At 61.8% G+C, this 24,822-nt stretch carries 23 protein-coding genes; 10 read left to right on the forward strand and 13 right to left on the reverse strand.

Going from position 1 to position 24,822, the window contains the following annotated elements; translation table 11 throughout:
• Positions 1-618 precede the first annotated feature (618 nt).
• The 3 genes from ACK9YZ_RS12690 (at position 619) to ACK9YZ_RS12700 (ending at position 3,764) form a co-directional block, all read left to right on the forward strand.
• Entirely contained in the window at positions 619-882 is a 264-nt protein-coding gene (locus tag ACK9YZ_RS12690; RefSeq protein ID WP_216755025.1) for a DUF982 domain-containing protein, read from the forward strand.
• A 111-nt stretch (positions 883-993) separates the two neighbouring features.
• Positions 994-2,130 (forward strand): hypothetical protein, encoded by a 1,137-nt coding sequence (locus ACK9YZ_RS12695; RefSeq protein ID WP_416064057.1) that lies wholly within the window; start codon positions 994-996, stop codon positions 2,128-2,130.
• 152 nt (positions 2,131-2,282) lie between these two features.
• Positions 2,283-3,764: a DHA2 family efflux MFS transporter permease subunit gene (locus ACK9YZ_RS12700; RefSeq protein WP_416064058.1), complete on the forward strand. Its 1,482-nt coding sequence runs from the start codon at positions 2,283-2,285 to the stop codon at positions 3,762-3,764.
• A 16-nt stretch (positions 3,765-3,780) separates the two neighbouring features.
• Here the strand turns inward: ACK9YZ_RS12700 and ACK9YZ_RS12705 are convergent, their stop codons facing one another.
• A complete protein-coding gene (locus ACK9YZ_RS12705) occupies positions 3,781-4,539 on the reverse strand; it encodes an alpha/beta hydrolase family protein (RefSeq protein WP_416064059.1) in 759 nt (252 codons plus the stop codon).
• Between the two features lie 436 nt (positions 4,540-4,975).
• Between ACK9YZ_RS12705 and ACK9YZ_RS12710 the strand changes: the two genes are divergently transcribed.
• Together ACK9YZ_RS12710 and ACK9YZ_RS12715 are read left to right on the forward strand one after the other, a co-directional pair.
• Positions 4,976-6,460 (forward strand): L,D-transpeptidase family protein, encoded by a 1,485-nt coding sequence (locus ACK9YZ_RS12710; protein ID WP_416064060.1) that lies wholly within the window; start codon positions 4,976-4,978, stop codon positions 6,458-6,460.
• 103 nt (positions 6,461-6,563) lie between these two features.
• On the forward strand, positions 6,564-7,529 hold the full coding sequence (locus tag ACK9YZ_RS12715) for a DMT family transporter (protein WP_416064061.1): 966 nt from the start codon (positions 6,564-6,566) through the stop codon (positions 7,527-7,529).
• 20 nt (positions 7,530-7,549) lie between these two features.
• On the opposite strand, the gene ACK9YZ_RS12720 is transcribed toward ACK9YZ_RS12715, so the two are convergent.
• Positions 7,550-8,170, reverse strand: coding sequence for a TetR/AcrR family transcriptional regulator (locus ACK9YZ_RS12720; protein ID WP_416064062.1), 621 nt, complete (start codon positions 8,168-8,170; stop codon positions 7,550-7,552).
• Positions 8,171-8,338: 168 nt separating this feature from the next.
• Between ACK9YZ_RS12720 and ACK9YZ_RS12725 the strand changes: the two genes are divergently transcribed.
• Positions 8,339-9,370, forward strand: coding sequence for an aldo/keto reductase (locus tag ACK9YZ_RS12725; protein ID WP_216755032.1), 1,032 nt, complete (start codon positions 8,339-8,341; stop codon positions 9,368-9,370).
• Positions 9,371-9,429: 59 nt separating this feature from the next.
• Here the strand turns inward: ACK9YZ_RS12725 and ACK9YZ_RS12730 are convergent, their stop codons facing one another.
• Entirely contained in the window at positions 9,430-10,170 is a 741-nt protein-coding gene (locus ACK9YZ_RS12730; RefSeq protein WP_216755033.1) for a gamma-glutamylcyclotransferase, read from the reverse strand.
• Positions 10,171-10,371: 201 nt separating this feature from the next.
• Here ACK9YZ_RS12730 and ACK9YZ_RS12735 point away from each other — a divergent pair, with 201 nt between their 5' ends.
• Positions 10,372-11,118 (forward strand): phosphotransferase family protein, encoded by a 747-nt coding sequence (locus ACK9YZ_RS12735; RefSeq protein ID WP_416064063.1) that lies wholly within the window; start codon positions 10,372-10,374, stop codon positions 11,116-11,118.
• A gap of 42 nt (positions 11,119-11,160) precedes the next feature.
• Here the strand turns inward: ACK9YZ_RS12735 and ACK9YZ_RS12740 are convergent, their stop codons facing one another.
• The 3 genes from ACK9YZ_RS12740 to znuC are packed head-to-tail and all read right to left on the reverse strand — an operon-like array spanning position 11,161 to position 13,347.
• Complete coding sequence (locus ACK9YZ_RS12740) at positions 11,161-11,559, reverse strand: Fur family transcriptional regulator (protein WP_007814087.1); 399 nt, start codon at positions 11,557-11,559, stop codon at positions 11,161-11,163.
• Complete coding sequence (znuB, locus tag ACK9YZ_RS12745; RefSeq protein WP_216755035.1) at positions 11,556-12,371, reverse strand: zinc ABC transporter permease subunit ZnuB; 816 nt, start codon at positions 12,369-12,371, stop codon at positions 11,556-11,558. The genes ACK9YZ_RS12740 and znuB overlap by 4 nt, the downstream gene beginning before the upstream one ends.
• Positions 12,364-13,347, reverse strand: coding sequence for a zinc ABC transporter ATP-binding protein ZnuC (gene znuC, locus ACK9YZ_RS12750; protein WP_416064064.1), 984 nt, complete (start codon positions 13,345-13,347; stop codon positions 12,364-12,366). The genes znuB and znuC overlap by 8 nt, the downstream gene beginning before the upstream one ends.
• Positions 13,348-13,449: 102 nt before the next feature.
• On the opposite strand from znuC, the gene ACK9YZ_RS12755 reads away from it, so the two are divergent.
• The 3 genes from ACK9YZ_RS12755 to ACK9YZ_RS12765 all read left to right on the forward strand — a co-directional run bounded on the left by ACK9YZ_RS12755 (position 13,450) and on the right by ACK9YZ_RS12765 (position 16,014).
• Positions 13,450-14,454, forward strand: coding sequence for a zinc ABC transporter substrate-binding protein (locus ACK9YZ_RS12755; protein WP_416064065.1), 1,005 nt, complete (start codon positions 13,450-13,452; stop codon positions 14,452-14,454).
• Between the two features lie 178 nt (positions 14,455-14,632).
• On the forward strand, positions 14,633-15,838 hold the full coding sequence (zigA, locus tag ACK9YZ_RS12760; RefSeq protein WP_416064066.1) for a zinc metallochaperone GTPase ZigA: 1,206 nt from the start codon (positions 14,633-14,635) through the stop codon (positions 15,836-15,838).
• Entirely contained in the window at positions 15,835-16,014 is a 180-nt protein-coding gene (locus ACK9YZ_RS12765; RefSeq protein ID WP_416064067.1) for a hypothetical protein, read from the forward strand. Before zigA ends, ACK9YZ_RS12765 begins: the two co-directional genes overlap by 4 nt.
• Before the next feature lie 144 nt (positions 16,015-16,158).
• Here ACK9YZ_RS12765 and ACK9YZ_RS12770 read toward each other — a convergent pair whose 3' ends face one another.
• The 7 genes from ACK9YZ_RS12770 to ACK9YZ_RS12800 form a co-directional block, all read right to left on the reverse strand.
• On the reverse strand, positions 16,159-16,494 hold the full coding sequence (locus ACK9YZ_RS12770; RefSeq protein WP_216755039.1) for an RcnB family protein: 336 nt from the start codon (positions 16,492-16,494) through the stop codon (positions 16,159-16,161).
• 282 nt (positions 16,495-16,776) lie between these two features.
• Positions 16,777-17,277, reverse strand: a complete 501-nt coding sequence (locus ACK9YZ_RS12775) for a GNAT family N-acetyltransferase (RefSeq protein ID WP_416064068.1) — start codon at positions 17,275-17,277, stop codon at positions 16,777-16,779.
• Positions 17,278-17,285: 8 nt separating this feature from the next.
• Positions 17,286-18,899, reverse strand: coding sequence for a glycoside hydrolase family 43 protein (locus tag ACK9YZ_RS12780; protein ID WP_416064069.1), 1,614 nt, complete (start codon positions 18,897-18,899; stop codon positions 17,286-17,288).
• An 89-nt stretch (positions 18,900-18,988) separates the two neighbouring features.
• Positions 18,989-20,020, reverse strand: a complete 1,032-nt coding sequence (mgrA, locus tag ACK9YZ_RS12785; RefSeq protein ID WP_416064070.1) for an L-glyceraldehyde 3-phosphate reductase — start codon at positions 20,018-20,020, stop codon at positions 18,989-18,991.
• Positions 20,021-20,301: 281 nt separating this feature from the next.
• Entirely contained in the window at positions 20,302-21,435 is a 1,134-nt protein-coding gene (locus tag ACK9YZ_RS12790; RefSeq protein WP_416064071.1) for a Gfo/Idh/MocA family protein, read from the reverse strand.
• Between the two features lie 8 nt (positions 21,436-21,443).
• Positions 21,444-22,208, reverse strand: coding sequence for a sugar phosphate isomerase/epimerase family protein (locus tag ACK9YZ_RS12795; protein ID WP_416064072.1), 765 nt, complete (start codon positions 22,206-22,208; stop codon positions 21,444-21,446).
• A 39-nt stretch (positions 22,209-22,247) separates the two neighbouring features.
• Positions 22,248-24,713, reverse strand: a complete 2,466-nt coding sequence (locus tag ACK9YZ_RS12800; RefSeq protein WP_416064073.1) for a beta-mannosidase — start codon at positions 24,711-24,713, stop codon at positions 22,248-22,250.
• Between the last annotated feature and the right edge of the window lie 109 nt (positions 24,714-24,822).

The raw sequence follows: 24,822 nt of genomic DNA on the forward strand, positions 1-24,822 counted from the left end.
TTTTTCCAGATGCCCGTCCGACTCCGGGCACCCCTGAGGCCCGCTCCCAAGTGAGCGGGTCCTTTTTGTTTGCGAAGGCGCAGCATTGTGGCGATGAAGGCGGCAGGCCCTCATGGACGCCTGCCGCCTCCCACCTCCGAGCGTCCGCCGCCCAGCGCTCAAGGAGGGAGGGCCACGATAGCTCGGTATTGTGGCCTTTAGGGCAGCTGGTCTGGAAGATATTCCCGGTGTCATCGGCCGGTCACATCACCCATCTGGAGGAGCCCGATCGCTTTCAGGCGCATGTCGTTGAAAGCGTTGGAGGAGATAGAACCGCGCCTGTGGATAAGCTGTGGAAACATTGTGGATCGAAGGTCGCGTTGAGGCGCAGTTTGGCGTCGGCCGTTGCCATTTCGTTCCAAATGCAGTCTTCTGATCGCACCTGCCGTCGGCCTCCGCCGCAACTGACGCCGACGCAGCCACAGGGCGCTCCGACATGAGGTCGTAGAGCGCCCTTTCTTTGTCCGCGGTAAATAAGTCACGTGCTCAATATTCACGCATTCCGCAATTCCGAATTTCATAATTCGCGCGTATAGTGTGTTTGAGGGTCAATCTGTGTGCCTTGAGGGGTCGAGGACAATGAGTTGGAACACGTCATCGGCATTTGCGCCGGTCGGGCTGGTTTTGCGCGGTCGGGAGACGCGCACCGTCGTGCGTACGCTCGGCGATGCCGCATACCTGTTGATCCGGGACTGGCCTTTCGATGATGGCGAGGAATATATGATCGCCGTCAAAGCCTGCATCGACGCCATCTGTGGAGATGTTGCCCCGGAACAATTCCGGGAAGCGTTTCTGCGTGCCGCCGACGAGGCCGGCATTGCCGCGCTGACCATCGTTCATTGATGGGGGCGTCCATTGAGGCCAAAGGCATAGACTGCATTGATTTTCTCGGCAAAACCGTCATCTGCTGGCGGCGGCGCGATGACGCGCGCCGGCACTGACATCCGAGAGGCAATGAAGACGGCAGCAATAACAGGCGCAATCGCCTTCATCGCCTTCACCGCGGCCGCAGTCGCGCAGTCCAATCTCGATGCCTTCCCGGTCCAGCCGGACTACGTGGCCGTCATGCAGGCGCTAGACAAGAACGGCAAGCCGGTCGATCCGACCGTCACCACGACCCATCACGATGGCATGTTTCTGAGCGAGACCCAGTGGGATGGGCTGACAAGCTTTGGCTTCGGGCCGGATAGAAAAGATCCGGTGCTGCGCTGGAGCCAGCAGACGGATGGCGAGATCAAGCAGATGGAACTTATCGGTTCAAATCAGAAGCCGGACACGACTGTCGTAGACATCTCCCGACCACTCGCGGAACGGTCGACCGTTGCTGGGCAGGATTGCCTGTGGCGCGAGACTGTGAAAAAGGCGCCGCCGTCGGGCTCGATCGGTCCGGGCGAACTGAACTGCGTCACCGATGATGGCATCGTCGTCGAAACGAAGCTTCTGGCCCGCGAGAGTGTCCCGCTCTACCATACTCGCCTCGCCAGCCTCGAACGCCGCGCCGTCACATCAACGGAACTACACCTGCCACAGGAGATCCTGAGCCAAGACTTCTGGCTGCGACCGATCCGTAGCCATGAGCCCGACCCTTCCCGGCCCGATTTCGAGATGACGCTTGAGAGCCCGGCTGGAATGCACGTCCGTTTGTTGCGACATTTTCCCTGGCGCTATGAGGAGAGCCGCGACAGAGATGGCACGATCCACACGATCGTCCAGAACGAACTCGACGATCAAGGCATCTGGTATCAGCAAAGCAGCGGAGATCGGCGCATGACCGCCTGGCGCTCGTCGAAACGTGTCTCTCCCCCTGTGCAAGACGACCAGACGACAGGAAAGGTTTCACTCGGGAAAACGGACACGATCCTAGGCGAAACATGCGAATGGTTTGATCTTGTGCCGCGCGCGATGCACGGCGAAAACCAGGCGTGCCTCACACAGGATGGGATTCCGTTGAAAGAAGAGGTCAGGATAAAGGTTTCGACCACCTCTTATACGGCAACATCGTTTCGCCGCCGCCCGGTCGACCTCTCGGAAATGCGCTTGCCAGCCGAAGCCTTTTCGCTGGACGAATGGGGATCGCCCGCGGTGCGGTGATGGAACCCGAATCAGCACGCCCGCAAAATTTCGCCTTGCATCCGACCGACTGCATAAAGACATAGGAAATAAGCATACCCCGTGTCGCAATCAGCCCGGCACGTTCGTCTTAAGGCAGCACCCCTTCTTTCAGATATGGATACAGGAACACAATGACCAGCGAACCCCTGCTTTCAGAGATCGAAGAACAGGCCGAACTGCCGGTCGAAGACCATAGCGCCCGCAACAGGCTGGTGATCGGCCTGCTACTCGTCTCCGCCTTCGTGGTCATTCTCAACGAAACCATCATGGGCGTGGCGATTCCGCATCTGATGGCCGACCTGAAGATCCCCGCAAGCTCCGCCCAATGGCTGACTTCGGCCTTCATGCTGACCATGGCCGTCGTCATTCCCGTGACAGGCTTTCTCCTGCAGCGTCTGAACACGCGGCCGGTCTTCATCCTCGCCATGTCGCTCTTTTCCGCCGGCACGCTGGTCTGCGCCCTCGCGCCAGGCTTTCCGATGCTGGTCGTCGGCCGCATCGTCCAAGCCTCCGGCACGGCGATCATGATGCCGCTCCTGATGACGACGATTATGAACCTCGTACCGCCGCATTCGCGCGGCAGGACGATGGGCAATATCTCGATCGTCATCTCGGTGGCACCCGCCATCGGCCCGACGATCTCCGGCCTTATCCTCTCCTCGCTCGACTGGCGCTGGCTCTTCCTGCTGGTGCTGCCGATCGCGCTCGCAGCCCTTGCGCTGGGCGCCTCGAAAATCGAGAACGTCACCGTGCCGTCAAAGGCGCCGCTCGATCTTATCTCCGTCGTGCTGTCGGCCATCGGCTTCGGCAGCTTCGTCTTCGGCGTCAGCGAGCTCGGTGCGCCCGAAACCGGCACGACGCCGCTCGATCCCCGTGTCATGCTTGCCGCGGGTGCGGCCGTCATCGCCATTTTCGTCTGGCGGCAGATCCATCTCCAAAAGCACGAGCGAGCGCTGCTCGATCTGCGCACCCTGCAGACGAAGACCTTCACGATTGCCGCCGGCATGATGGCGATCCTGATGATGTCGATGTTCGGCGTCTTCATCCTGCTGCCGATCTATCTCCTGTCCGTGCTCGGCCAGACGACGCTGACGACCGGTCTCCTTCTGCTGCCCGGCGGCCTGATCATGGGCCTCTGTGCCCCCTTCGTTGGCCGGCTTTTCGATCGCTACGGCCCTGCCCGCCTCGTCATCCCCGGCGCCATCCTGTTCAGCGGCGTGATGTGGAGCCTGACCTTCATTTCGACGACGACCCCGGTCTGGATGGTGCTCGCCATCCACATCGTCCTCAGCATCGGCCTTGCGCTGATGTTCACGCCGCTCTTCACCGTCAGCCTCGGCTCCCTGCCGCCAAAACTCTATTCCCACGGCAGCGCCATCATCGGCACCACCCAGCAGGTCGCCGGTGCCGCCGGCACAACGCTTTACGTCGCCATCATGACCTGGCGCGCCGGCATCCTGACTCAAGGGGAAGCAGATGCCGCAACGGCAACCGTCGGCGGCATGCAGTCGGCCTTCTTCGTCGGCGCGCTGATTTCGCTCGCAGCCGTCGTGGCGTCTTTCTACGTCAGACGCCCGCTCGCTCAGCCCGAGGGTCAGCCGATGGGCCATTGAGGCCCATCACGCCGGCTCAATGGTATGTCACGACGGGATCGAACATCCTTTGCAGAAAGGAGCGCTGCGCCACCTGCGCATATTCCCGGGGAATGTCATGCCCGCATTCGAAGACGTGGAGCATGACCGGCACGCCTGCATCCGACAGCGCATCCGAGAACCGTTCGGCCTGGGCAACGGGAGCCCGCTCATCAAGCCTTCCGTGCAGCAACAGGGTTTCCGCCCGGATTTTCTGCGCGTGATGCAGGGCCGAGCGGGCCAGGAAGGCGTCGCTCGACAGGCCCGCCTCCTGCTCGATTGCCCAGCGCAGCCGTTTCGAGCTGCTTTCATAGGCCGCCTTGAGATCATAGACGCCGCTGCGCAGAATGACGGCTCTGAGATCGGGAACCTGCGCTGCGACCATCGCCGATGCAATCGCTCCGCGGCTGTTGCCATAGAGAACGATACGATCAGGATCGACGCAAGGCTGCTGCCGCAGGAAGGAGAGCGCCGCCATGATCGCCCGCTGGGTATCCGGGCCGCAGAAATCCGCCGGTCCATCCGAAGCCCCGAAGCCCGGCTGCGAGACTGCCGCGGCGGTGATATTCAAACCGGAACAGAACCGAAGCAGTGCGCCCGTATCGACGGCCTCTTTCGCGCCAATGAGACGGCCGCCCTGATTGCCGTGGACGAACAGGATGGCTCCCTCGGGTGTTTCGCTCTCAGGCTGAACCTGAAAAAGTTCCACCTTGGCTCCGTCACCCCTGTCGACGAGATGTCGCGTTACATCAGGCATAGTCACCCTCACCTTTGCATCTGAAACAGGAGACGCCTCTCCACTGGCCGGCCTCCCGGCCCCCAGACTGGAGAAATTCTCATGCTGAGACCGGCAAGTCTCCCATAAATTTCCTCGGAATTTATCGGCATGCTGCCGCGGGCGTCGTCCTGGAGAAATTCCAGCAGAAGCGCATAGCGGTTTTGCGCCCGGAATTACGTCATGTCGCTGCGGCGGACCAGGCTGCCCCGATCCCGCCGCCGTCATAACGATAGTGCTGCAAAGCTCCGCGCTGTCGAAAAAGTGATTTCGTTCCAACAACTTCTGTCACCCATGGGCTTGCCAGGAATGCTGAATGCCCATCTTCTGCCCGAATGTTGGCGTTCTAGTCGGGCTTCGCCCCACACGGACCAACGCCGCGCGTGACAGTATTTTATCGGATTTCAAGGACATCAGAATGCCGCTGAGAACATCTTCCCGCTGGATCGCACCGCTCGCCGGCCTTCTGGTGCTCTCGGGGAGTGCAATTGCCGTGCGCGCCGAGCCGCAGCCTGCGCCGCCGGTCACGCAGGCCAGCCCGAAGCCCGCCTATACGGTTCCGGCCCGCCGCCCCGCCCATATCGTCCGGCAGGATACGGGTGCATCACTGTCAGCGCTCTTTGATTCAGTCAGCGGCAATCAGGCCAAGGTGCTGAACGAAATGGGCGGCCTGACGGTTTCGATGAATAACGACATCGCCGAGGCGATCGAAGCCTATTACGCCCAGCCGAAGGCAAAGTTCATCTGGGTCGATGGCAGGGGGCCGACGCCCAAGGCCGCACAGGCGCTCAGCCTTCTGAAACAGGCCGACGACTGGGGATTGAATGCCGGCGACTATGCCGTTGCCCCTCCTCAAAGATCGGACCCGAAGGCGCTGGCCGAGTTCGAAGTCTCCCTCTCAGCCAAGATGCTGATGTTCCTTCAGGACAATTTCCGGGGTCGCATCGATCCCAACAAGCTGTCGAACTATTATGATTTCAAGCGCAAGCCTGTCGATCTGAAGGGCACGATCGCCCAGCTCTCGGCCACGCCTGATCTGATGGTGGTCTTCGACCGCCTGCTGCCGAGCAACCCGAAATTCGCCCAGCTCGCCGCCGAGCTGCATTATCTCCGCACATCAGGCCAGGGCGGCGATGCTGCCGCCAACATCAACAAGGTGATCGTGGCGATGGAGGAAATGCGCTGGCTGCCACAGGAATTCCCCGAGCGCTACGTGTTCATCAACCAGCCGGCCTACATGGCCTACTATTATGAAAACAGCACGCTGACGCTCTCGATGAAGGCGGTCATCGGTCAGCAGGATCACCAGACCAACTTCTTCGACGCCTCGATCAAGACAGTCGAATTCAACCCCGACTGGGGCGTGCCGCAATCGATCATCCGCAACGAGATGCTGCCGCACCTGAAGCGCGACCCCGCCTATCTCGACAAGGAAGGCTATGTCGTCTCGGTCAAGGGCAAGACCATGCCGTCCGCCAAGGTCGACTGGTCGCAGCCGCTCGAAAATATCGGCGTCGTCCAGCCGCCAGGTCCTGACAATGCGCTGGGACAGTTGAAGATCCTCTTCCCGAACTCTCATGACATCTACATGCACGACACGCCTGCCCGCGGCAAATTTGCCTCGCAGGACCGCATGTTCAGCCATGGATGCGTGCGCCTGGAAAACCCCAAGGCGATGGCCGCCGCCGTCCTGAAGACCTCGGTCGAGTTCGTCGATCAGCAGATCGCGGACGGCGCCAAGAAGGACATGCCGGTTCCTGAACAGGTTCCGGTCTACGTCTCCTATTTCACCGCATGGCCGACCGACGATGGCGTCATCCACTATTTCGACGACATCTACGGCCGCGATGCGGAAACGCTAACGGCGATTTCGGCCACGACCGCGAGCCGGGCGCAATCCTAGACAGTGGGATGATTAAAGCCTGACTCACCCGGTCGTCGCCTGCGAAGGCCGGCGGGGAAGCCCTCACCTGTGCAGCGCCCGGCAACTGTGGCATAACTAGGCCATGGCAATACATGTCTTGGCAGTCCATCGTGACACTGTCGGGACGGAACAGGCGGCAGGCGGTTCGCTTGCAGGGGCCTATTCCGTAGGCGTGCTCTGCTGGCTCCTGTCGGCCGGCGTCTATATCGCCGCCAAATGGGTCTCCGCCGAAATGCCGCCCTGGGCGCTCTGCTTCTGGCGCGTGCTCATCGCCTTCGCGATCCTGTTGCCGATCGTGCAGCACCATTTTTCCGCGATGCTCGCGCTGGTGCGGGCGCGCGGCCTGGAGCTGCTTTTCATCGGTGGCATGGGACTGGCCATCTGTCAGGGCCTGATCTTCGTCGGCCTTCAACATGCCGATGCCACCACCGCCGGCATCATCATCGCGCTGATCCCGATCATCACCATGATCCTCGCCCGCCTGATGCTGGCAGAGCCGATGGGAAGCTGGCAGGTGGCCGGCTCCATCCTCGCCTTCCTCGGCATCCTCATCATCATCGTCAAGGGCAGCCCGGATGCACTGCTGCGCCTCGACTTCAATCCTGGCGAACTCTGGATCGTCGCCGGCGCCTTCTGCTTCAGCCTCTACACGGTGCTGCTGCGCCGCGCGAAATTCGACTTGAACCGGCTCGCGCTGCTCGTCCTGCTGCTCGGCGCCGCCGCGCTGACAGCCCTGCCCTTCTACCTCTACGAACTCGCCGCCGACGAACGCACGACGCTCAATACGAGCGGCCTCATCGCGCTCGCCTATGTCGCAATCCCCGGCGGCGCGCTCATGTATTACCTCTTCAACCGCAGCATCGAGGCGCTCGGGGCCGCCCGCGCCGGCGTGCTCCTCTACATCCAGACGATCTTCATCGCCGTGCTCGCCTATTTCATCCTCGGCGAGAAACTGCAGACCTATCATCTCGAAGGTGCCGCCCTCATCATCGCCGGATTGCTGCTGATCATTTTGCTGAAACCGAAGGCAAAGGCCGCAGCCGCCTGAAGGCGGCGCGTGCAGAACCCTCACCCCTTCACACCCGCCCCATAACGCAGCCCGTCCACCAGCAGGGCAATCATCCGCCGCGTCACCGCCGGATCGTCCCCCTGCCCGAGATTGGAAAGCTGCGCGCCGGCGCGCAGGAGCTCGCTCGCGTCCACATCGCCGCGTGCCGCCCCCGCCGCGACGGCTCTGTCCAGCAGTCCCTGCAGAGCGGGGATCATGCGTTCGTCGAAATAGACAGGCAGCGCCTCATAGGCCGGGTTTCCGGAATGCAAGGCTGCGGCAAGGCCGCGCTTGGCCATGATGAAATCGGCAAAGCGCTGCATCCAGCGCGACAGCGCCTCGCCTGGCCCATGCTCGGCGGCGAGTGTTATGGCAGCATCGGCGCAGGCATCCATCTCGTTGCGCACGACCGCCTTGATGAGGTCCGAGCGCTGCGGAAAATGGCGGTAGAGCGTGCCGACGCCCACACCCGCTTTTTCCGCAATTTCGCGCACCGGCGCATCCACGCCCGAGGTGGCAAATACCTCCAAGGCGGCTTTCAGCAGCAGATCCAGATTGCGCCGCGCATCCGCTCGCACCGGCCTGTCATGGCCGCTATCAGCCTCATGCGCTTCGCCCGGGCCGTCCGTCCCGCCGGTCATATCAACACCCCTTGCAAAACGGAACATTGTTCCGTATAAACGGAACCGCGTTCCGGATACGCCCTTATACCCTGTTTGCCAGGACTTTGCCAGCCGCAAAGCCTGCCTGAAGGGCAGATCAAGATTCACCTGCTCCTGCGAGCAGTTCAAGATTCGAAGGAAACGAAGATGCAATACCGTCCCCTTGGCCGCACCGGCATCAAGGTCAGCCCCTATTGCCTTGGCGCCATGATGTTCGGTGCGATCGGCAATGCCGATCATGACGATTCCATCCGCATCATCCACAAAGCGCTCGATACCGGCATCAACTTCATCGACACCGCCGATATGTACAGCCACGGCGAATCCGAGGAGATCGTCGGTAAGGCGCTGAAGGGCCGGCGCGACAATGTCGTGCTCGCTACCAAATGCTTCATCCCGATGGGCCAGGATCCAAACCAGCAGGGCAGCTCGCGCCGCTGGATCTATCGCGCGGTGGAAGATTCGCTGCGCCGCCTGCAGACCGATTATATCGACCTGTTCCAGATGCACCGCCCCGCCCCCGATACAGATATCGAGGAAACGCTCTCGGCCCTCACGGATCTGATGCGTGCAGGCAAGATCCGCGCCATCGGCTCCTCCACCTTCCCCGCCTCCGATATCATCGAGGCGCAATGGGTGGCCGAAAAACGAGGGCTGGCCCGCTTCCGCACCGAGCAGCCGCCCTATTCGATCCTGCATCGCGGCATCGAACGCGAGGTCCTGCCGACGCTCGAACGCTACGGCATGGGCGCGCTGGTCTGGAGCCCGCTCGCCATGGGCATGCTGACCGGCCGCTACCGTCGGGGTGCAGCACAGCCCGACAGCACCCGCGTTGCCTATTTTCCCAAGCAAATGTCGAATGAAAACAGCCTCGATGCCGTCGAGCAGCTCATCCCGCTCGCAGAAGGTGCCGGCATCTCGCTCACCCACATGGCGCTTGCCTTCGTCATCGCCCATCCGGGCGTTACGTCGGCGATCCTCGGGCCGCGCACGATGGAACAGCTCGATGATCTCCTCGCCGGCGCGCAGGTGCGTCTGAGCGACGAGCTGCTCGATGCCATCGACGCCATCGTACCACCGGGCACCGAAACCGGCCCGCTGGAAGCCAACTACAAGACGCCGGCGATCCAGACCGCGAGCCTGCGGCGCCGTCCGCCCGCCGAACGCGCCGCCGGCTGATCGGTAAAACAGGTCTGAAGGCTCCGCTATTCCCGCGGAGCCTTCAGCACAACGGCGGATCAAACCGCCTCGGAAGGTAACTGCGACAGCCTGCGTTGCGCCTCCTCCACCTCGATGGCGAGCTCCTCCAGAAACTCGTCCCACATATCGAGCGCCCTCAAGCCTTCACGCGTGCGAAACAGATAATCGGCCGAACTGCCGATACTGCCCGAAGCCGTGGCAAGCCGTTGAATGGTCGCCTCCCGGGAAAGCCCGCCCGCATAAGTGTTTGCAAGCGGGTTCATGGTGAAAGCAATGCCGCTTCCAAAGCGGGTACCCTCTTCATCGAGCAGGTCGACCCAGCGGGGAATATAGGCCTCGGCCACCATCTCCCGCCGCCACAACAACTCGAGTTCGTGCAGAAGATCCTCTTCCTCCAGGCGCAGGGCGACCCCATCGCAGGCCCCGCCCGCGTCAAGGCCGAGCACGAGACCTGGATTGTCAGGCGTACCCCGCCCGGAAACGGTGGCAAGGCAAAAGGACCGGCGCCAACCCTCGATGCGGGCTTTCCGGCTTTCGACGCTGAGAATGATCGGATTCCAGATCAACGAACCATAGGCGAAAATCCAGACATCGCCGGCCGGCCGCTCCGCAAGTATCGATGCGAGGGATGCATGCCGCTCCTCGTCGCTGAGAAGTTTGAGCGACGGCGCTTCCCCGGCCAACAGGTCGGCGAATGTGCCGCTCAGCAGCAGTTCGCGCGACAGGATTTCTTCGCCGCAACAGGCGACCGCTTCCGAGCGTTTGTTGTTGATCGTCATGACACCCTCAATGACAGGCCGTTGATATCAGCATGGCCCTATTTCGCGGCCATCATCCACGCCTGGCGCGCGGGATAAAGCCTGCCGGCACAGACACAGTGTCTCCGCAGCCGCAACAATCGATGCTCTTGCCTCCCCCTTCCCGCCGCAAAGATCAGCACCACATCGCTCTGGAAGGCACGCAATGAACGGGAGCCCGACATGAGCGAAATCGGCCGTCTGCTCGGCGCCGGCAAGGAAGCGGAAGTCTATGAACATGGCACGCTGGCGCTGAAGCTCTACAGGCCCGGCCGCCCGAAGGCCCCGGCCTTCCGCGAGGCCGCCAATCTGGCGATCGCCGAGAAGCTGTCATTGCCCGCGCCCAGAATCCATGTCGTCGGCGATTATCACGGCCGATGGGGCCTGCTCATGGATCGCGCCCCGGAAACAAGCCTTGCCGATGAGATGACGCCGGAACCACCGCTGTCGACCATCAAGGAGATGGCAGCACTCCATCAGCGCCTGCATCGCGGGCCTGGCACCGGTCTTCCGTCATTGAAATCAAGACTGTCGGCCAATATCGAGCGCGCCGAACCGCTCACCTCGGACCTGCGCGACCGGCTGCTTCTGACACTTGCCGCCCTGCCCGATGGCGACAATGTCTGCCACGGCGACTTCCATCCCTGGAATATCCTGGGCTCCGGCGAAGATGTGATGATCGTCGACTGGCTGGACGCCTGCAGCGGCAATCCGGCCGCCGACGTCTGCCGCACCTACCTCCTGATGCGTCGCGTGCTTCCGGCAATTGCCGAGGCCTATGTCGTCACCTATGCGAAGGCGGACGATGTGACCCCGGACGAGGTCTTTGCCTGGCTCCCTGTGGTCGCCGCCGCCCGTCTCGCCGAGGATGTGGCTGAGGAGAACGAGGATCTGCTGCACCTGGCAGCACTGGCGCCTGCCGGCATATAGGCAGGGCGCCCCTGACGGAAGGCTGGCCCTGCTGCAGGCAGATCAGGCAGCACAAGCCTCGCAGGTGCCGCGGATTTCGATCGTCGTCTTCGCCGGCTTGAATTTCTGGCTGCGCACCCAGCCCATCAGGCGGTGATCCACCTCATGGTCGTGAAACTCGATCACCTGTCCGCAGCTTTCGCAGATCGCAAAGGCGACGATGCCATGGCTGTGGCAGTCCTCGCCGGGATGGGCGCAGGCGACGAAGGAATTGATGCTTTCGAGCCGGTGCACGACGCCATATTCGAGCAGCTTTTCCAACGCCCTGTAGACCTGCAGCGGCGCGCGAAAACCCTGGTCGCGCAGCTTGTCGAGGATCGTGTAGGCGCTGAGCGGTCCCTCTGCCTTTTCGAGCACGTCGAAGACGAGTGACTGGTTGCGGGTGAGCTGAGGTGCGTTCATGAGCCTTGTCCTTGCAGGTCCCTGCGCCCGCGCCAGGCGGGAAGCAGGCTCAGAATGAAGAGAATGAGGGCCGCGACGACGATCGACGGGCCGGATGGCGTGTCATAGGTCAGCGAGCCGAAAAGCCCGCCGACAACGGCAACCGCGCCGATCAGCGAGGCAAGCACCGCCATCAGTTCCGGCGTCGAGGAGAAGCGCCGGGCGGTCGCCGCCGGAATGATCAGGAGCGAGGTGATCAGCATGATGCCGACGATCTTCATGGCAATCGCGATGACGACCGCCATCAGCAGCATGAAGAACAGCCGCGCCCGCTCCGGCTGCAGGCCCTCGGCCTCGGCGAGTTCCGGATTGACGGTGGCTGCGAGCAGCGGCCGCCACAACCAGGCGATCGCCACCAGCACCAGAATGCCGCCGCCCCAGATGAGTGCGATATCGGTGGTCGAAACCGCCAGAATATCGCCGAACAGGAAGGCGATGAGATCGATGCGCACCCAGCTCATGAAGGCGACCATGACGAGGCCGATGGCGAGCGTCGCATGCGAGAGAATGCCGAGCAGCGCATCGGCCGACAGCGCCTGCCGCTTCTGCAGGAAGAGCAGCAGGATCGAGACGGCAGCGGCAACGACGAAGACGGCAAGCGTGAGGTTGAAATCGAAGAGCAGCGAAAGCGCGACGCCGAGCAGCGCCGAATGGGCGATCGTATCGCCGAAATAGGCCATGCGCCGCCAGATGATGAAGCAGCCGAGCGGCCCGGTCGTCAGCGCCAGGCCCACACCGGCGAGGATGGCGCGCACGAAGAAATCGTCAAGCATGACGGTTCTCCCCGTTGTTGGTCACGCTCTGCGCCTCGCTCTGGAAATGCGTATGTGCGTGGGCGTGAGCCTCCGCATGCGCCCCGTCAGCATGTGCATGGGCATGAGCGTCCGGGTGATCGTGCGAATGCGCATGATCATGCCCGTGATCATGATCGTGATGATGCCCATCCTCGGGATGGCAATGATCCGTCACCGAGCCGTCTTCATGCAGCACGCGCCCATCGGGCAGATGCGTATGGTCGTGATGGTGGCTGTAGACGGCAAGCGTCGGTGCCGCGCGGCTGCCGAAGAGGCGCACATATTCCGGGCTCTGGCTTACCGCCTGCGGCGTACCGCGGCAGCAGACATGGCCGTTGAGGCAGATCACCGTATCCGTCTCCGCCATGACGACATGCAGATCGTGCGAGATCAAGAGGATGCCGCAGCCTGTCGTGTTGCGGATCGATTTGATGAGCTCGTAGAGCGCGATCTCGCCGGCGAAATCCACCCCCTGCACCGGCTCGTCGAGAACGAGAAGATCCGGCTTGCGAGCAATGGCGCGCGCCATCAGCGCCCGCTGGAATTCGCCGCCGGAGAGATGCTGCACCTGCGCATCCAGCATATGCACCATGCCGGCGGCTTCGAGCGCGGCCATGATATCGCTCTCGGGCAATGGCCCGGTCAGCGTCATCAGCCGGCGCACGGAAAGCGGCAGCGTCCAGTCGACGGCGAGCTTCTGCGGCACATAGCCGACCTTGAGGCCGGCGACGCGGCTCACTCTGCCCTCGTCCGGCTTCAGCACGCCGATCGCCGCCTTGGCGCTCGTCGATTTGCCGGAGCCGTTCGGGCCGATCAGCGTGACGATCTCGCCGCGCGAAACGGAGAAATCCACACCGCGCACCAGCCAGCGACCGCCGCGGCGAATGCCGACATTGTCGAGTGAAACCAGCGGTTCGGCCCTGCTGCCGGCGGGGCTATTTGCGGGAGAGAGCATCAAATTTTCCGAAAGTGCTGTTGCGTCCTGCTATTGCACACGTTATAGCATAACGCAATTGATGTAATAACATAACAATTGCAATTCAAGCGGAGCATGCAGATGAAACTGGCGATGGGCCTTACCCTCGTAATCCCGGCCTTCCTTTTCGCCGGGTCCCTCCAGGCCGCCGATGCCCCTGTGGTCGTCACCTCGATCAAGCCGATCCATTCGCTGGTTTCGGCCATCATGCAGGGTGTCGGCAAGCCGGAGCTCATCGTCGATGGCGCCGCCTCCCCGCACACCTATAACCTCAAACCCTCCAATGCCCGCGCTTTGCAGGATGCCAAGGTGATCTTCTGGGTCGGCCCCGGCCTCGAGGCCTTCCTCGAAAAGCCGCTGCAATCGCTGGGTTCTGACGCGATCGTCGCCCAGCTCGATGAGGCGCCAGGTCTGGTGAAGCTGCCCTTCCGCGAAGGCGGGGCGTTCGAGGCTCATGACGATGGCGACGAGCACGATAGTGCTTCCGCTGACGAACATGAAAGCGCCGAGGCCGGTCACGATCATGCTCATGAAGAGGCAGAAGGCGACCATGACCATGGGCACGGCAGCTTCGACACTCATCTCTGGCTCGACCCGATGAACGCCAAAGCCATGGCCGCCGAGATCACCACCACGCTGGTTGCTGCCGATCCCGCCAATGCACTGACCTACGAGGCCAACGCCAAGGCGCTGGATGACAAACTCGATGCGCTCGACAAGGAAATCGCCGCCACCGTGTCACCGGTGAAGGACAAGCCCTTCATCGTCTTCCACGATGCCTACCAGTATTTCGAACATCGCTACCATATCCGCGTCGCCGGCTCGATTACCGTCAGTCCCGAGACCATTCCGGGCGCCGAGCGTGTTTCGGAGATCCACAAAAAGGTCGGCGATCTCGGCGCAACCTGCGTCTTCGCCGAACCACAATTCGAGCCACGCCTCGTCAATGTCGTGATCGAGGGCACCAGGGCGAAGTCGGGCGTGCTGGACCCCGAAGCCGCCACCTTGCCCGCCGGCCCGGATCTTTATTTCACCCTCATGCGCGGCATTGCCGAGAGTATGAAGAATTGCCTTGCCAGCGCATAGTCCGAACCGATCTTCGATAGGAACATGCGCCACTCTATAAGTGAGGGAGCGTCTCGACGCTTCCCATTGACTTGCAGCCCTCCCCGTGAGCGCTGCGGCGAAAGAAGGCGGCGACACCCCCGTTCCGCCTTTTTTTGCTCAATATGAATGTTACGTTATAACATAATAGGATGACATCATGGACAAGCGACTCCCCGTCACCGTACTGTCAGGCTTCCTTGGCGCCGGCAAGACGACGCTGCTCAATCACGTGCTCGCAAATCGCGAGGGCATGCGCGTCGCCGTCATCGTCAACGATATGAGCGAGGTGAATATCGACGCAACGCTGGTGCGCGATGGCGTCGCCAATCTCTCGCGCACCGAGGAACAGCTGGTAGAAATGACCAATGGCTGCATCTGCTGCACGCTGCGCGACGACCTTCTGAAAGAGGTGCGCCAGCTCGCCGAACAGGGCCGCTTCGACTATCTGCTGATCGAATCGACCGGCATTGCCGAGCCCCTGCCCGTCGCCACCACCTTCGAATTCCGCGACGAGAATGGGCTCAGCCTCTCGGATGTCGCCCGCCTCGATACGATGGTTACCGTCGTCGATGCCGCCAATCTGCTCGCCGATTACGCCTCGGCCGATTTCCTCGCCGACCGCGGCGAAACCGCCGGCGACGGCGACAACAGGACGATCATCGATCTCCTCGTCGAGCAGATCGAATTTGCCGATATCGTCGTGCTGAACAAGATCGGCACTGCAAGTGAAGAGCAGCGTGACGCGGCTCGCAAGATCATCACCGGCCTCAATCCGGATGCCCGTATCATCGAAACGGACTTCGGCGAGGTATCGCTGAAAGATGTGCTCGGCACCGGCCGTTTCGATATCGACAGGGCCGAAACCCATCCGCTCTGGTATAAGGAACTGCACGGCTTTAAGGACCATGTGCCGGAAACCGAGGAATACGGCATCCGCTCCTTCGTCTATCGCGAAAAGCGCCCCTTCCACCCCGCCAAGCTGCAGGCCTTCCTCGACCGTGGCTGGCCGGGCGTGGTGCGCGCCAAAGGCTTCTTCTGGCTCGCAACCCGCCCGCACCATGTCGGGGAGATCAGCCAGGCGGGCGCCATCGTCCGCACCGGCAAGATGGGCCTCTGGTGGGCGGCCATCCCGCGCGAACAATGGCCTGGGGAACCTGCCTTCCTCCGCGCTATCGCCCCTTATCTCGACCCTGTCTGGGGCGACCGCCGCCAGGAAATCGTCTTCATCGGCGCCGACCCGATGGATGAGACGTGGATTCGTGGCGAACTCGACGCTTGTCTGGTGGAAAGCGATGCCTTCACGCCGGAGCGCTGGCGCAATCTGCCCGATCCGTTTGTGAGCTGGAACCGGCAGGCAGCATGAGGGCAACGGCAATCAAACCCTACCGATGCCTGTGCATCGAGTGCGAACCGCTGCCGCCGATAGAGGGGCTGCATCCGCTGACTTATGGGGATGCAGCGGAGAGTGAGGCGCGAAAGCCGAAGGGATTGATCGGTACGATCGCCGAGCGGGTGATGCCGTCGCGGCGACAAGAATAGTGCATTGAACGGTACGCCGCGTGCCCCTCTGGCGTTGTGGGGGAGATGGCCGGCAGGCCAGAGGGGGGTGCTAAGCGGCACAACGCCCCCCCACAAAACAAAGAGAGCGGCCGAAGCCGCCCTCTTTGCCGGATGCGCCTAATCTCAACGACCCGCAGCAATGATGCTGGAGATCACGCCGGTAGCGACGCCGACCAGAAGGTAGTCGTTATCGGCCCTCACCCAGTGATAGCCGCGCGGCGGCGGTGCCAGGCGGTAGCGGCGGTAGTCGCGGACTTCACTGTAACGGCCGCGCTCGGCAGCCGACATGCGGTAACCCTTGGACCAGTGATGCCGACGGACGACCACCTTTTTGTGGACGACGACCTTCTTCTGAACGACGACCGGCGGACGACGATGATCGGCCGCACTCGCCTCCGATGCAACGATCGGCGAGAGCAGGAAAGAGGCAGAAAGAAGAGCTGCAAAAATCTTTTTCATGGGGGCTTCCTCGTGTTGAACACGCCCCGAAACTACGTCTTCGAAAATGAACGAAATCTGAAAATAAAATTAAAGATCTGTAATGAAAACGGTCACTTATGAAATATTTCTAATGTTTTAATCGGAGACTAACGCGCCTTGACAAGATCATGGCATTACGGATCACGTCTGCGTAATTGGACGTAATGAGAATGGTGTTTTGGGATGATTTCGCAGGCGTCATCGGGATCACGGGATCGAGCGGGCGCGACCTTCCCCTTCTCCCCAGCGGAGAGAAGGGGACTATCGGAAGATCAGCGCCATGTTGATGACATCCGTGTACTCGCCATCGACGCAGAACGCGTCGCGGCTCACCCCTTCCCGCACGAAACCCACCCTTTCATAAAGCCGGATCGCTCGCGCATTGTCGGCATGCACGCCGAATTCGATGCGGATCATGCCCCCTTCACGCGCCGCCTCTATCGCCGTCTCGATGAGGCGACGACCAAGCCCCCGCCCGCGATAATTGGGCAGCAGCCCCATTCCGAGCGAGCCGCAATGGGCATGCGAAGGAAAGAAATGCCGGCGGATATCGCACCAGCCGACCAGTTCGTCGCCATGGAGCGCGACGAGATGCACATTCCTGTTCGCAATCGATGACAGCGCGAATTTGCGCGTATCCTCAAGTGGTGGAGCCTCGAGCAAGGTCAGATATTTCCGCTCGCGCGCCACGCTATCGAGAACCCGGTGAAAGCCCTCGATATGCCCCTCGGTCATCGGCTCGATGCGGATATCGCCAGCCATGACAGCCCTCACAGTTCCTCGTAGTTGAACCAGTCGAAATCAGCCGTCTTTGCCCGGCCGGACGTATCGAAGGCGAGGACACCCGCGAAGGCACCGGTAAACGAGCCATGCTCGCCTCGCCCGCCCTCGTCCGAGACGACGCCGGCATCGAGAACCGGGCCGATCGGCTGCCAGGCGCCCTTGCCTTCCGTCTGCCAGAAGAACTGCAACTCGTTGTCGCGGATCTCCATGGCAAGCTGCACACGGCCATCGGCCGGAAGCGCCACGCCGGCCTCGGCGGGGAAGGTCATGCGGCCGTTCGGATAATCGCCATTGCAGGAGAAGATCGTGACGCAGCGGCCGAGCTTCTCATGCAGCGTCACGACGACGGCATGGAATTTGTGGCGGTTGTAATAATGCGTCAGGCCAGCGACCTGCTGATAGGTATCCGGCGAGAACTCCACCACCGTCTCGGCGCGGAAACTGTGATGCTCCTGCCGGCGTGCGACCAGCGCCTGTTCGAACCACGAACCGACACTTTCACGGCCGATCAGCCGCAGATGGCCGGGGCGCTCCGTGAGATTGAAGATACGTTCCGGCTGGGGCGTGCGCAGCCACTGGAAATCGGCCGGCAGCGTGCCGCCATCGAAATTATACTCGCTGCGAACAGGCTTTTCGGCCCGCGTGGCACCTGCAAGTCCGGGCACTTCGACATCGGGAACAACGGTGCCGTTTTCGAGGTAGAGCCAGCCGTCCTCGCGCCAGACGCATTTCTGCAGCGCGGTTTCACGTCCCAGCGTGCAGCGGCGCTTCGGCGGCAGCGGCCGGCCGCAGAGATGCGTGTGATAGACCTGCCCGTCGGGCGTCTCGACATATTGTCCGTGTCCCGCCCGCTGCAGCGCCGCTTCCGGATGATCCTTCGAGGTGATCAGGTGCCGGTTTGGATGAAGCTCATAGGGACCGTCGATATTGCGCGAGCGCGCCATCGTCACCGCATGATCGTAGCCGGTGCCGCCTTCGGCCGTCGTCAGATAGTACCAGCCGTTCTTCCGGAAGAGATGCGGGCCTTCCACGAGCCCGAGCGGGCTGCCGGCGAAGATGTTCTTGATCGGGCCTTTCAGGGCCTTGGTCTGCGGGTCCCATTCCTGCAGCAGGATGCCATCGAAGGCCGGCGACTTCGGCGAGCCGCCATAGCTCTCTGTGCGATGGTTCCACTGCATGTTGACGAACCACTTGCGCCCGTCCTCGTCATGAAAGAGCGACGGGTCGAAACCCGAGGAATTCACATAGACGGGCTCGGACCATTCGCCCTCGATGGTGGGCGCGGTCACGATATAATTATGCGCATCCTTGAAATTGCCGTCGAAGCGCTTCACGTCCGTATAGACGAGCCAGAACTGCCCGTCCGCATAGGAAAGGCACGGCGCCCAGATGCCGCAGCTGTCAGGATTGCCGCACATGTCGAGCTGCGAGGCGCGCTCCAGCGGCCGGCGCACCAGCGTCCAGTTCACCAGATCGCGCGAATGATGGATCTGCACGCCCGGATACCATTCGAACGTCGAGGTCGCGATGTAATAGTCGTCGCCGACGCGGCAGATGGACGGGTCGGGATTGAATCCTGGCAGGATGGGATTGCGGATCATGGCGGCTCCTCCTTTGAGCAACAATTTCTGCTGCACGTACATCAAACTATATCAGAAAAACGCCCGGGTTTTGCCCCGGGCGGTGAAACTCATTCCAGCTCTGCGGACTTGGCCCAGAGGTTGATGTCGGCCTCCTTGGCGTAGACATCGATTTCCTTCAGCTCCGCGGCCGTGAATTCGAGGTTGCCGAGCGCTGCAACGCAGTCGACGATCTGCGAGGAACGGCTGGCGCCGATGAGCGCGGAGGTCACGCGCCCGCCGCGCAGCACCCAGGCGATCGCCATCTGTGCCAGCGTCTGGCCGCGCTTCTCGGCGATCTCGTTGAGCTTCCTGATATTGTCGATGATCGAGGGGCGGATGAAGTCCTTCTTGAGGAAGTGGTTTTGCGCCGCACGGCTATCGGCCGGAATGCCGCCGAGATACTTCGTCGTCAGCATGCCCTGGGCAAGCGGCGAGAAGACGATCGAGCCCATGCCGACTTCGTCAAGCGTATCGAGCAGCTTATCGTCCTCGACCCAGCGGTTGAGCATGGAATAGCTCGGCTGGTGGATGAGGCACGGCGTGCCCAGTTCCCTAAGGATCGCGGCCGCCTCGCGGGTGCGCTGCGAATTGTAGGAGGAAATGCCGACATAGAGCGCGCGGCCCGAACGCACGACGTAATCCAGCGCGCCGCAGGTTTCTTCCAGCGGGGTCTCCGGGTCGAAACGGTGCGAATAGAAAATATCGACATAATCGAGACCCATGCGCTCGAGGCTCTGGTCACAGGACGCGACCAGATATTTGCGGCTGCCCCACTCGCCGTAAGGACCCGGCCACATGTCGTAACCGGCCTTGGAGGAAATGATCAGCTCATCGCGCAGGCCGGCAAAATCGGTGCGCAGGATCTCGCCGAAAGCGGTTTCGGCACTGCCGGGAGGCGGGCCGTAATTGTTGGCGAGGTCGAAATGGGTAATGCCGAGATCGAAGGCCGTGCGGCACATGTCGACCTTGCGATCATGCGGGGTGTCGCCGCCGAAATTGTGCCAGAGGCCGAGGGAAACGGCCGGCAGCTTCAGGCCGGAACGGCCCGTGCGGTTATACTTCATCTTCGAATAGCGGTCTTCGGCCGGTTGCCAGCTCATCTGAGGTCTCCTCAACCTGTAAAAGTGCTTCTCTTTCGTGTCCGCAGAGGGCGGCAGTCGAAAGCTGAAAACGTCGCCGCCCTCATGTCGGGCAAAGCGCGACGGCACTATTGGATCAAGCACGCCGATACGGCAAGCGCGTGACGCGTGCTCTCTTCCCGCTCCAACTTTTCTCCGGGCAGTCCCTGCCCTCTAGACACCGTCATCCTCGGGACAAGCCGAGGATGACGGAAGCGTCGAGGCGAGCGCGCCGCACGACAAACGCGCGGCGTCGCCTCACCTTACCTCAACAGCGCCTGCGCCTCTTCGATGCCCAGCGCCGCCGGCTGCGTGCAGGTCGTCGTCAGATCGACGAAGCGGCCTTCCGCACCCGACTTCAGGATCGAAGTCATGATGTCGACCCCGTGCAGCGTGCGGTCGAGCGAGCAACGTGCGTCGCGGCCCTCGATCAGCGCCATGGCCATGTCGGCAAGGCCGGCCGTGCGGTAGTTGGCACGCGAGCCGTTCGGGCTTTCCTGGTTGATCTTGCCGAAGGGGTGATCCCAGGCCTCCAGGGGCTTGATGTCCTTGTCGCGGCCGCTGGCTTCCACGACACCGCCGAAGAAGTTCGGGTCCGGCACGTAGAGCGATCCATCCGTGCCGTAGAGCTCCATGTTGGCATGGCGGTGCGACCAGACATCCCAGCTTGCCGTCAGCGTGATGGTGGCGCCGGAAACGAATTCGAGCAGCGCCTGGATCGTCGTCGGCGTCTTGACCGGGATGATCTCGCCATTGCGCGGCTGGCTGGTGATGGTGCGGGTTTCCGACGCCATCGAAGTCAAGCCGGCAACGCGCTTCACCGGTCCGACCAGGTTGATCAGGTTGGCGATGTAATACGGCCCCATGTCGAGGATCGGGCCGCCGCCCGGCAGGAAGAAGAAGTCCGGGTTCGGGTGCCACATTTCCATGCCCGGCCCCATGACGTAGCAGGCACCGGATGTGATGCGGCCGATACCGCCATCATCGACGAACTTGCGGGCGAGTTGATGCGCGCCACCGAGGAAAGTATCGGGGGCACAGCCGACGGCGAGCCCCTTTTCCTTGGCGATGCGGCGAAGCTCCTCGCCCTGCTCCAGCGAGAGCACGAGCGGCTTTTCCGAATAGACATGCTTGCCGGCTTCGAGCGCTGCCTTGGACACCGGATAATGCGCATCCGGGATCGTCAGGTTGACGACGACGTCGATCTCGTCATTGGCGAGAAGCTCGTCGATCGTCTGTGCCTTCACGCCATATTCTTCGGCGCGCTGCTTTGCAGCCTGCGCGTTGATATCGGCGCAGGCGAGCACCTTCAGCCCCTTGAAGAGCGGTGACAGCGAAAAATAGGTGGTGGAGATGTTGCCGCATCCGATGATGCCGACGCCAAGTTCCCTAGTCATGATCTGCCTCAATAGGTCTTGAAGGAAGCGATCGAGCGCGTGATGTTGCGGTCGATGTCGTTCGGATTGTCGTGCTCGACGACGAAATGCTTGGCCTTGGTCTTCGCCTTGACAACCGGAAGCAGCTTCGCCCAGCCGATCGTGCCGTGGCCCACATCGGCCCAGCCGCCTTCATCAGTGGCTTCGCCAGCCGGCGCGATATCCTTGACATGCACGGCGCTGATACGGTCACCAAGCTTTTCGACCCAGGCATAGGGATCGGCACCGCCGCGAACGACCCAGGCGATATCCGCTTCCCAGGTGATGCCGGGCGCGCCTTCGAAGATGCGCTCGATGGGCAGCGAACCGTCGGAAAGCTTCACGAATTCGAAATCGTGATTGTGCCAGCCGAATTCATAGCCCGCATCCTTGTAGGGCTTGCTCATTTCCTGCAGGCGCTTGCCGAAGGCGAGCCAGCCGGCTGCATCCGTCGGGCGCTGGTCGGGCATCAGGTGCGGTGCATAGATGGAATCCATGCCGAGTATTCTGGCGATCTGCAGCGACTTCTCGACATTGCCATCAAGGAAATCAGGGCTGAAATGGCCTGTTGCCATCACGAGGCCGTTCTTGTCGAGATCGGCGCGCAGGCTTTTCAGGCCAGCCTCATCGAGTTCGGCATAGATACCGCCGAAACCTTCGACTTCGCCGTAGCCGGCCTTGCCGAGCTTATCGAAGATCGCCGACAGCGGCGGGAAATTGCGGGCGCTATAGAGCTGATAGCTGAGCTTGGTCATGTCATCCTCCTCGGGCCTCGTGCCCGTTCTCACGTAAGATCAATCTGCCGACTGGCAGGAATGCAGGTCGTAGAAGCGGAATTCCGGCAGCTCGCCCTTTTCGAGCGACTTTGCCGGGGTAAAGGTGATCCGGCGGCTTTCTCCGGAAGCAAGGTCGAAGGCATTGTCGGAATATTTGCCATCGGTGTCCGTCTCGATCATCACGAAGAGCGCCAGCCCTTTCGCGGTGACGTTGATATCGACCGAGCCGTTCGCTTCGACGAATTCATGGGTGACCGTCAGACCCGCAGGCTCCAGTTCCAGCGCCTTGTAGGTGCCGTTGACATAATGCCCCTCGCCGCCCATGCCGTTGGAAGCGGTGAAGTGCCAGGCAAGCAGTGTGCCCTCGGGTATCTCGGACATGTCGAGCGTCGCCGCAGTCACGGCCGCATCCGGCGCGCACATGGCCTGCACATTCCTAAGATGCTTGCGCTCGCCCTTCGTTGTCAGGATGGAGATCGCAAGATCGACGCTGACATCGGCAAGCGTATCGTTGACCAGCGAGAAGCGGATCGACTTGCCATCCTCCGAGGGGATCGCGGCCACCGCCACCGGCTGGAAGAAGCGCTTGACGAGATAGTGCATCGCCTTCCAGCGCCCGCCGTAATCGAGGCTCGACCAGGAGGCGACCGGCCAGGTATCGTTGAGCTGCCAGTAGATCGTGCCCATGCAGTGGGGCTTCAGCGATCGCCAATATTCCACCGCCGTCTTGATCGCGAGACCCTGCTGGATCTGGGAGAGATAGACGAAATTCGGGAAATCCTTCGGGAAGCGGAAGTAGCGGAACATCGTGCCGGCAATGCGCTCGTTGCCGCCGGCATTCTTCTGATGCAGTTCCATGACGGGTGAAGCGACATTCATGTCCTTGGCGTCCGCATAGGTCTTGATGACAGGCAGCGACGTATAGGACTGAAAACCGAATTCCGAGCAGAAGCGCGGCCTGACCGAGCGATAATTGTCGAACGACTTGTTCTCGTGCCAGACCGACCAGTAGTGCATGTCGCCGGAACCATCGGCATGCCAAGCATCGCCGAAATCGAGATAACCGGAAGCCGGGCTCGACGGCCACCAGAGGGCGCCCGGCATCGCCTTCTTCACAGCCACTTCGATGGTGCGGTTCAGGCGGTCGTAGGAAACGAGATAGCGGTCACGGTCCTTGCGGGACTCCTCGAACCAGGTCAGCGCGCCAACGAGCTCATTGTCGCCGCACCAGAGCGCGATCGAGGCATGCGAGGACAGCCGGCGGACCTGATAATCCACTTCAATGGCAACATTCTCCAGGAACTCTTCGGTCGAGGGATAGAGATTGCAGGCAAACATGAAGTCCTGCCAGACCATCAGCCCGAGCCGGTCGCAGATGTCGTAGAACCAGTCGTGCTCGTAGAAGCCACCGCCCCACACCCGGATCATGTTCATGTTGGCGGCCTTGGCCGATTGCAGCAGGTCTTCGGTCTTCTCCTCGGAAGAGAGCGAGAATAGCGCATCGGCAGGGATCCAGTTGGCGCCGCGGCAGAAGATTTCGCGACCATTGACCTTGAAGGCGAAACGGCTGCCGACAGCATCGGGCGTGGTGATAAGCTCGACGGTGCGCAGGCCGATCTGCTTCGTCACGCTGCCGGACGGCAATTCGACGGTCAGTGTATAAAGCGCCTGCTCGCCGCTGCCCGACGGCCACCAAAGGCGCGGATTGTCGATCTGGAAGACATGGTTGACATTGGTCTCCCCGGCATTGACGCCGACATCTAGCCGCACGCGTTCCCCGTCGAGATCGAAATGAAGCTGGGCGATGCCGGGATCCCTGGCAAAGAGCGTCGCCGTCACCTGCAGTTCCACCGAGCCATCGGCATTATGCATCTGGCGCGTCAGCACATGCTCGATGCGCGCCGTCTCCAGCTTCTTCAGTGCGATCGTGCCGTAAAGGCCGAGCGGCGCAATGGCGATATTCCAGTCCCAGCCGAAATGGCACTGCGGCTTGCGCAGCATGTTGCCGTCAGGGATCGGCGAGTTGGCCGTGCTGTAGGGAATGTAGAAGGGCTGCTGCTTCTGCCGCGCGGCACCGACTGCGACGTTGGAGGCAAAGACGATGCGTATGGAATTGTCGCCCGCCTTCAGCATGCTCGAAACATCCGGCCGGTAGCGGCGGAAACTGTTATCGGCTTCGAGCGCCAGTAAGCCATTGATGTAGACGCTGGCGACCGTGTCGAGATAGTCGATGTCGAGATACCAGTCGCCCTCGGCGTCAGGAAGCGTGAAGCTGCGCTCCACCGTCCATTCGCGCTCGGCGACCCATTGCACCTTTTCCTCGTTTCGACCGAAATAGGGATCGGGGATCAGTCCCGCGCGGTGGAGCGCCGTGTGCACGTCGCCCGGCAGCGTGATGACGCTGCGGATCTCGCCATCGGCGGAGGCAAGCTGCCACGAACCCGAAAGTTCGATGTTGGAACCGTTCTTCGGCAAGGATGTCATCGTCTTATCCTGATCGAGCCGCTCCTGGGAGTGCCGGACAAGCCGGATCGCGGCCGAATTTGGCTGGCCAGAGGCCAATTGGAGGATCGGGCGATGCCGTTTCCGGCAC

The organism is Rhizobium sp. ZK1 (assembly GCF_047782645.1).
In the GTDB taxonomy this organism is placed as follows: Bacteria; Pseudomonadota; Alphaproteobacteria; order Rhizobiales; family Rhizobiaceae; genus Rhizobium.

Excerpts from the sequence above, each read along its gene's own strand:
- znuB (WP_216755035.1), bottom strand. The coding sequence starts at position 12,371 with ATGCTTGACGATTTCTTCGTGCGCGCCATCCTCGCCGGTGTGGGCCTG.
- ACK9YZ_RS12800 (WP_416064073.1), bottom strand. The coding sequence starts at position 24,713 with ATGACATCCTTGCCGAAGAACGGTTCCAACATCGAACTTTCGGGTTCG.
- ACK9YZ_RS12795 (WP_416064072.1), bottom strand. The coding sequence starts at position 22,208 with ATGACCAAGCTCAGCTATCAGCTCTATAGCGCCCGCAATTTCCCGCCG.
- ACK9YZ_RS12775 (WP_416064068.1), bottom strand. The coding sequence starts at position 17,277 with ATGGCTGGCGATATCCGCATCGAGCCGATGACCGAGGGGCATATCGAG.
- ACK9YZ_RS12690 (WP_216755025.1), top strand. The coding sequence starts at position 619 with ATGAGTTGGAACACGTCATCGGCATTTGCGCCGGTCGGGCTGGTTTTG.
- ACK9YZ_RS12735 (WP_416064063.1), top strand. The coding sequence starts at position 10,372 with ATGAGCGAAATCGGCCGTCTGCTCGGCGCCGGCAAGGAAGCGGAAGTC.
- ACK9YZ_RS12790 (WP_416064071.1), bottom strand. The coding sequence starts at position 21,435 with ATGACTAGGGAACTTGGCGTCGGCATCATCGGATGCGGCAACATCTCC.
- ACK9YZ_RS12780 (WP_416064069.1), bottom strand. The coding sequence starts at position 18,899 with ATGATCCGCAATCCCATCCTGCCAGGATTCAATCCCGACCCGTCCATC.
- ACK9YZ_RS12755 (WP_416064065.1), top strand. The coding sequence starts at position 13,450 with ATGAAACTGGCGATGGGCCTTACCCTCGTAATCCCGGCCTTCCTTTTC.
- ACK9YZ_RS12765 (WP_416064067.1), top strand. The coding sequence starts at position 15,835 with ATGAGGGCAACGGCAATCAAACCCTACCGATGCCTGTGCATCGAGTGC.
- znuC (WP_416064064.1), bottom strand. The coding sequence starts at position 13,347 with ATGCTCTCTCCCGCAAATAGCCCCGCCGGCAGCAGGGCCGAACCGCTG.
- ACK9YZ_RS12695 (WP_416064057.1), top strand. The coding sequence starts at position 994 with ATGAAGACGGCAGCAATAACAGGCGCAATCGCCTTCATCGCCTTCACC.
- ACK9YZ_RS12770 (WP_216755039.1), bottom strand. The coding sequence starts at position 16,494 with ATGAAAAAGATTTTTGCAGCTCTTCTTTCTGCCTCTTTCCTGCTCTCG.
- mgrA (WP_416064070.1), bottom strand. The coding sequence starts at position 20,020 with ATGAGCTGGCAACCGGCCGAAGACCGCTATTCGAAGATGAAGTATAAC.
- ACK9YZ_RS12710 (WP_416064060.1), top strand. The coding sequence starts at position 4,976 with ATGCCGCTGAGAACATCTTCCCGCTGGATCGCACCGCTCGCCGGCCTT.
- ACK9YZ_RS12730 (WP_216755033.1), bottom strand. The coding sequence starts at position 10,170 with ATGACGATCAACAACAAACGCTCGGAAGCGGTCGCCTGTTGCGGCGAA.
- zigA (WP_416064066.1), top strand. The coding sequence starts at position 14,633 with ATGGACAAGCGACTCCCCGTCACCGTACTGTCAGGCTTCCTTGGCGCC.
- ACK9YZ_RS12720 (WP_416064062.1), bottom strand. The coding sequence starts at position 8,170 with ATGACCGGCGGGACGGACGGCCCGGGCGAAGCGCATGAGGCTGATAGC.
- ACK9YZ_RS12740 (WP_007814087.1), bottom strand. The coding sequence starts at position 11,559 with ATGAACGCACCTCAGCTCACCCGCAACCAGTCACTCGTCTTCGACGTG.
- ACK9YZ_RS12715 (WP_416064061.1), top strand. The coding sequence starts at position 6,564 with ATGGCAATACATGTCTTGGCAGTCCATCGTGACACTGTCGGGACGGAA.
- ACK9YZ_RS12700 (WP_416064058.1), top strand. The coding sequence starts at position 2,283 with ATGACCAGCGAACCCCTGCTTTCAGAGATCGAAGAACAGGCCGAACTG.
- ACK9YZ_RS12705 (WP_416064059.1), bottom strand. The coding sequence starts at position 4,539 with ATGCCTGATGTAACGCGACATCTCGTCGACAGGGGTGACGGAGCCAAG.
- ACK9YZ_RS12725 (WP_216755032.1), top strand. The coding sequence starts at position 8,339 with ATGCAATACCGTCCCCTTGGCCGCACCGGCATCAAGGTCAGCCCCTAT.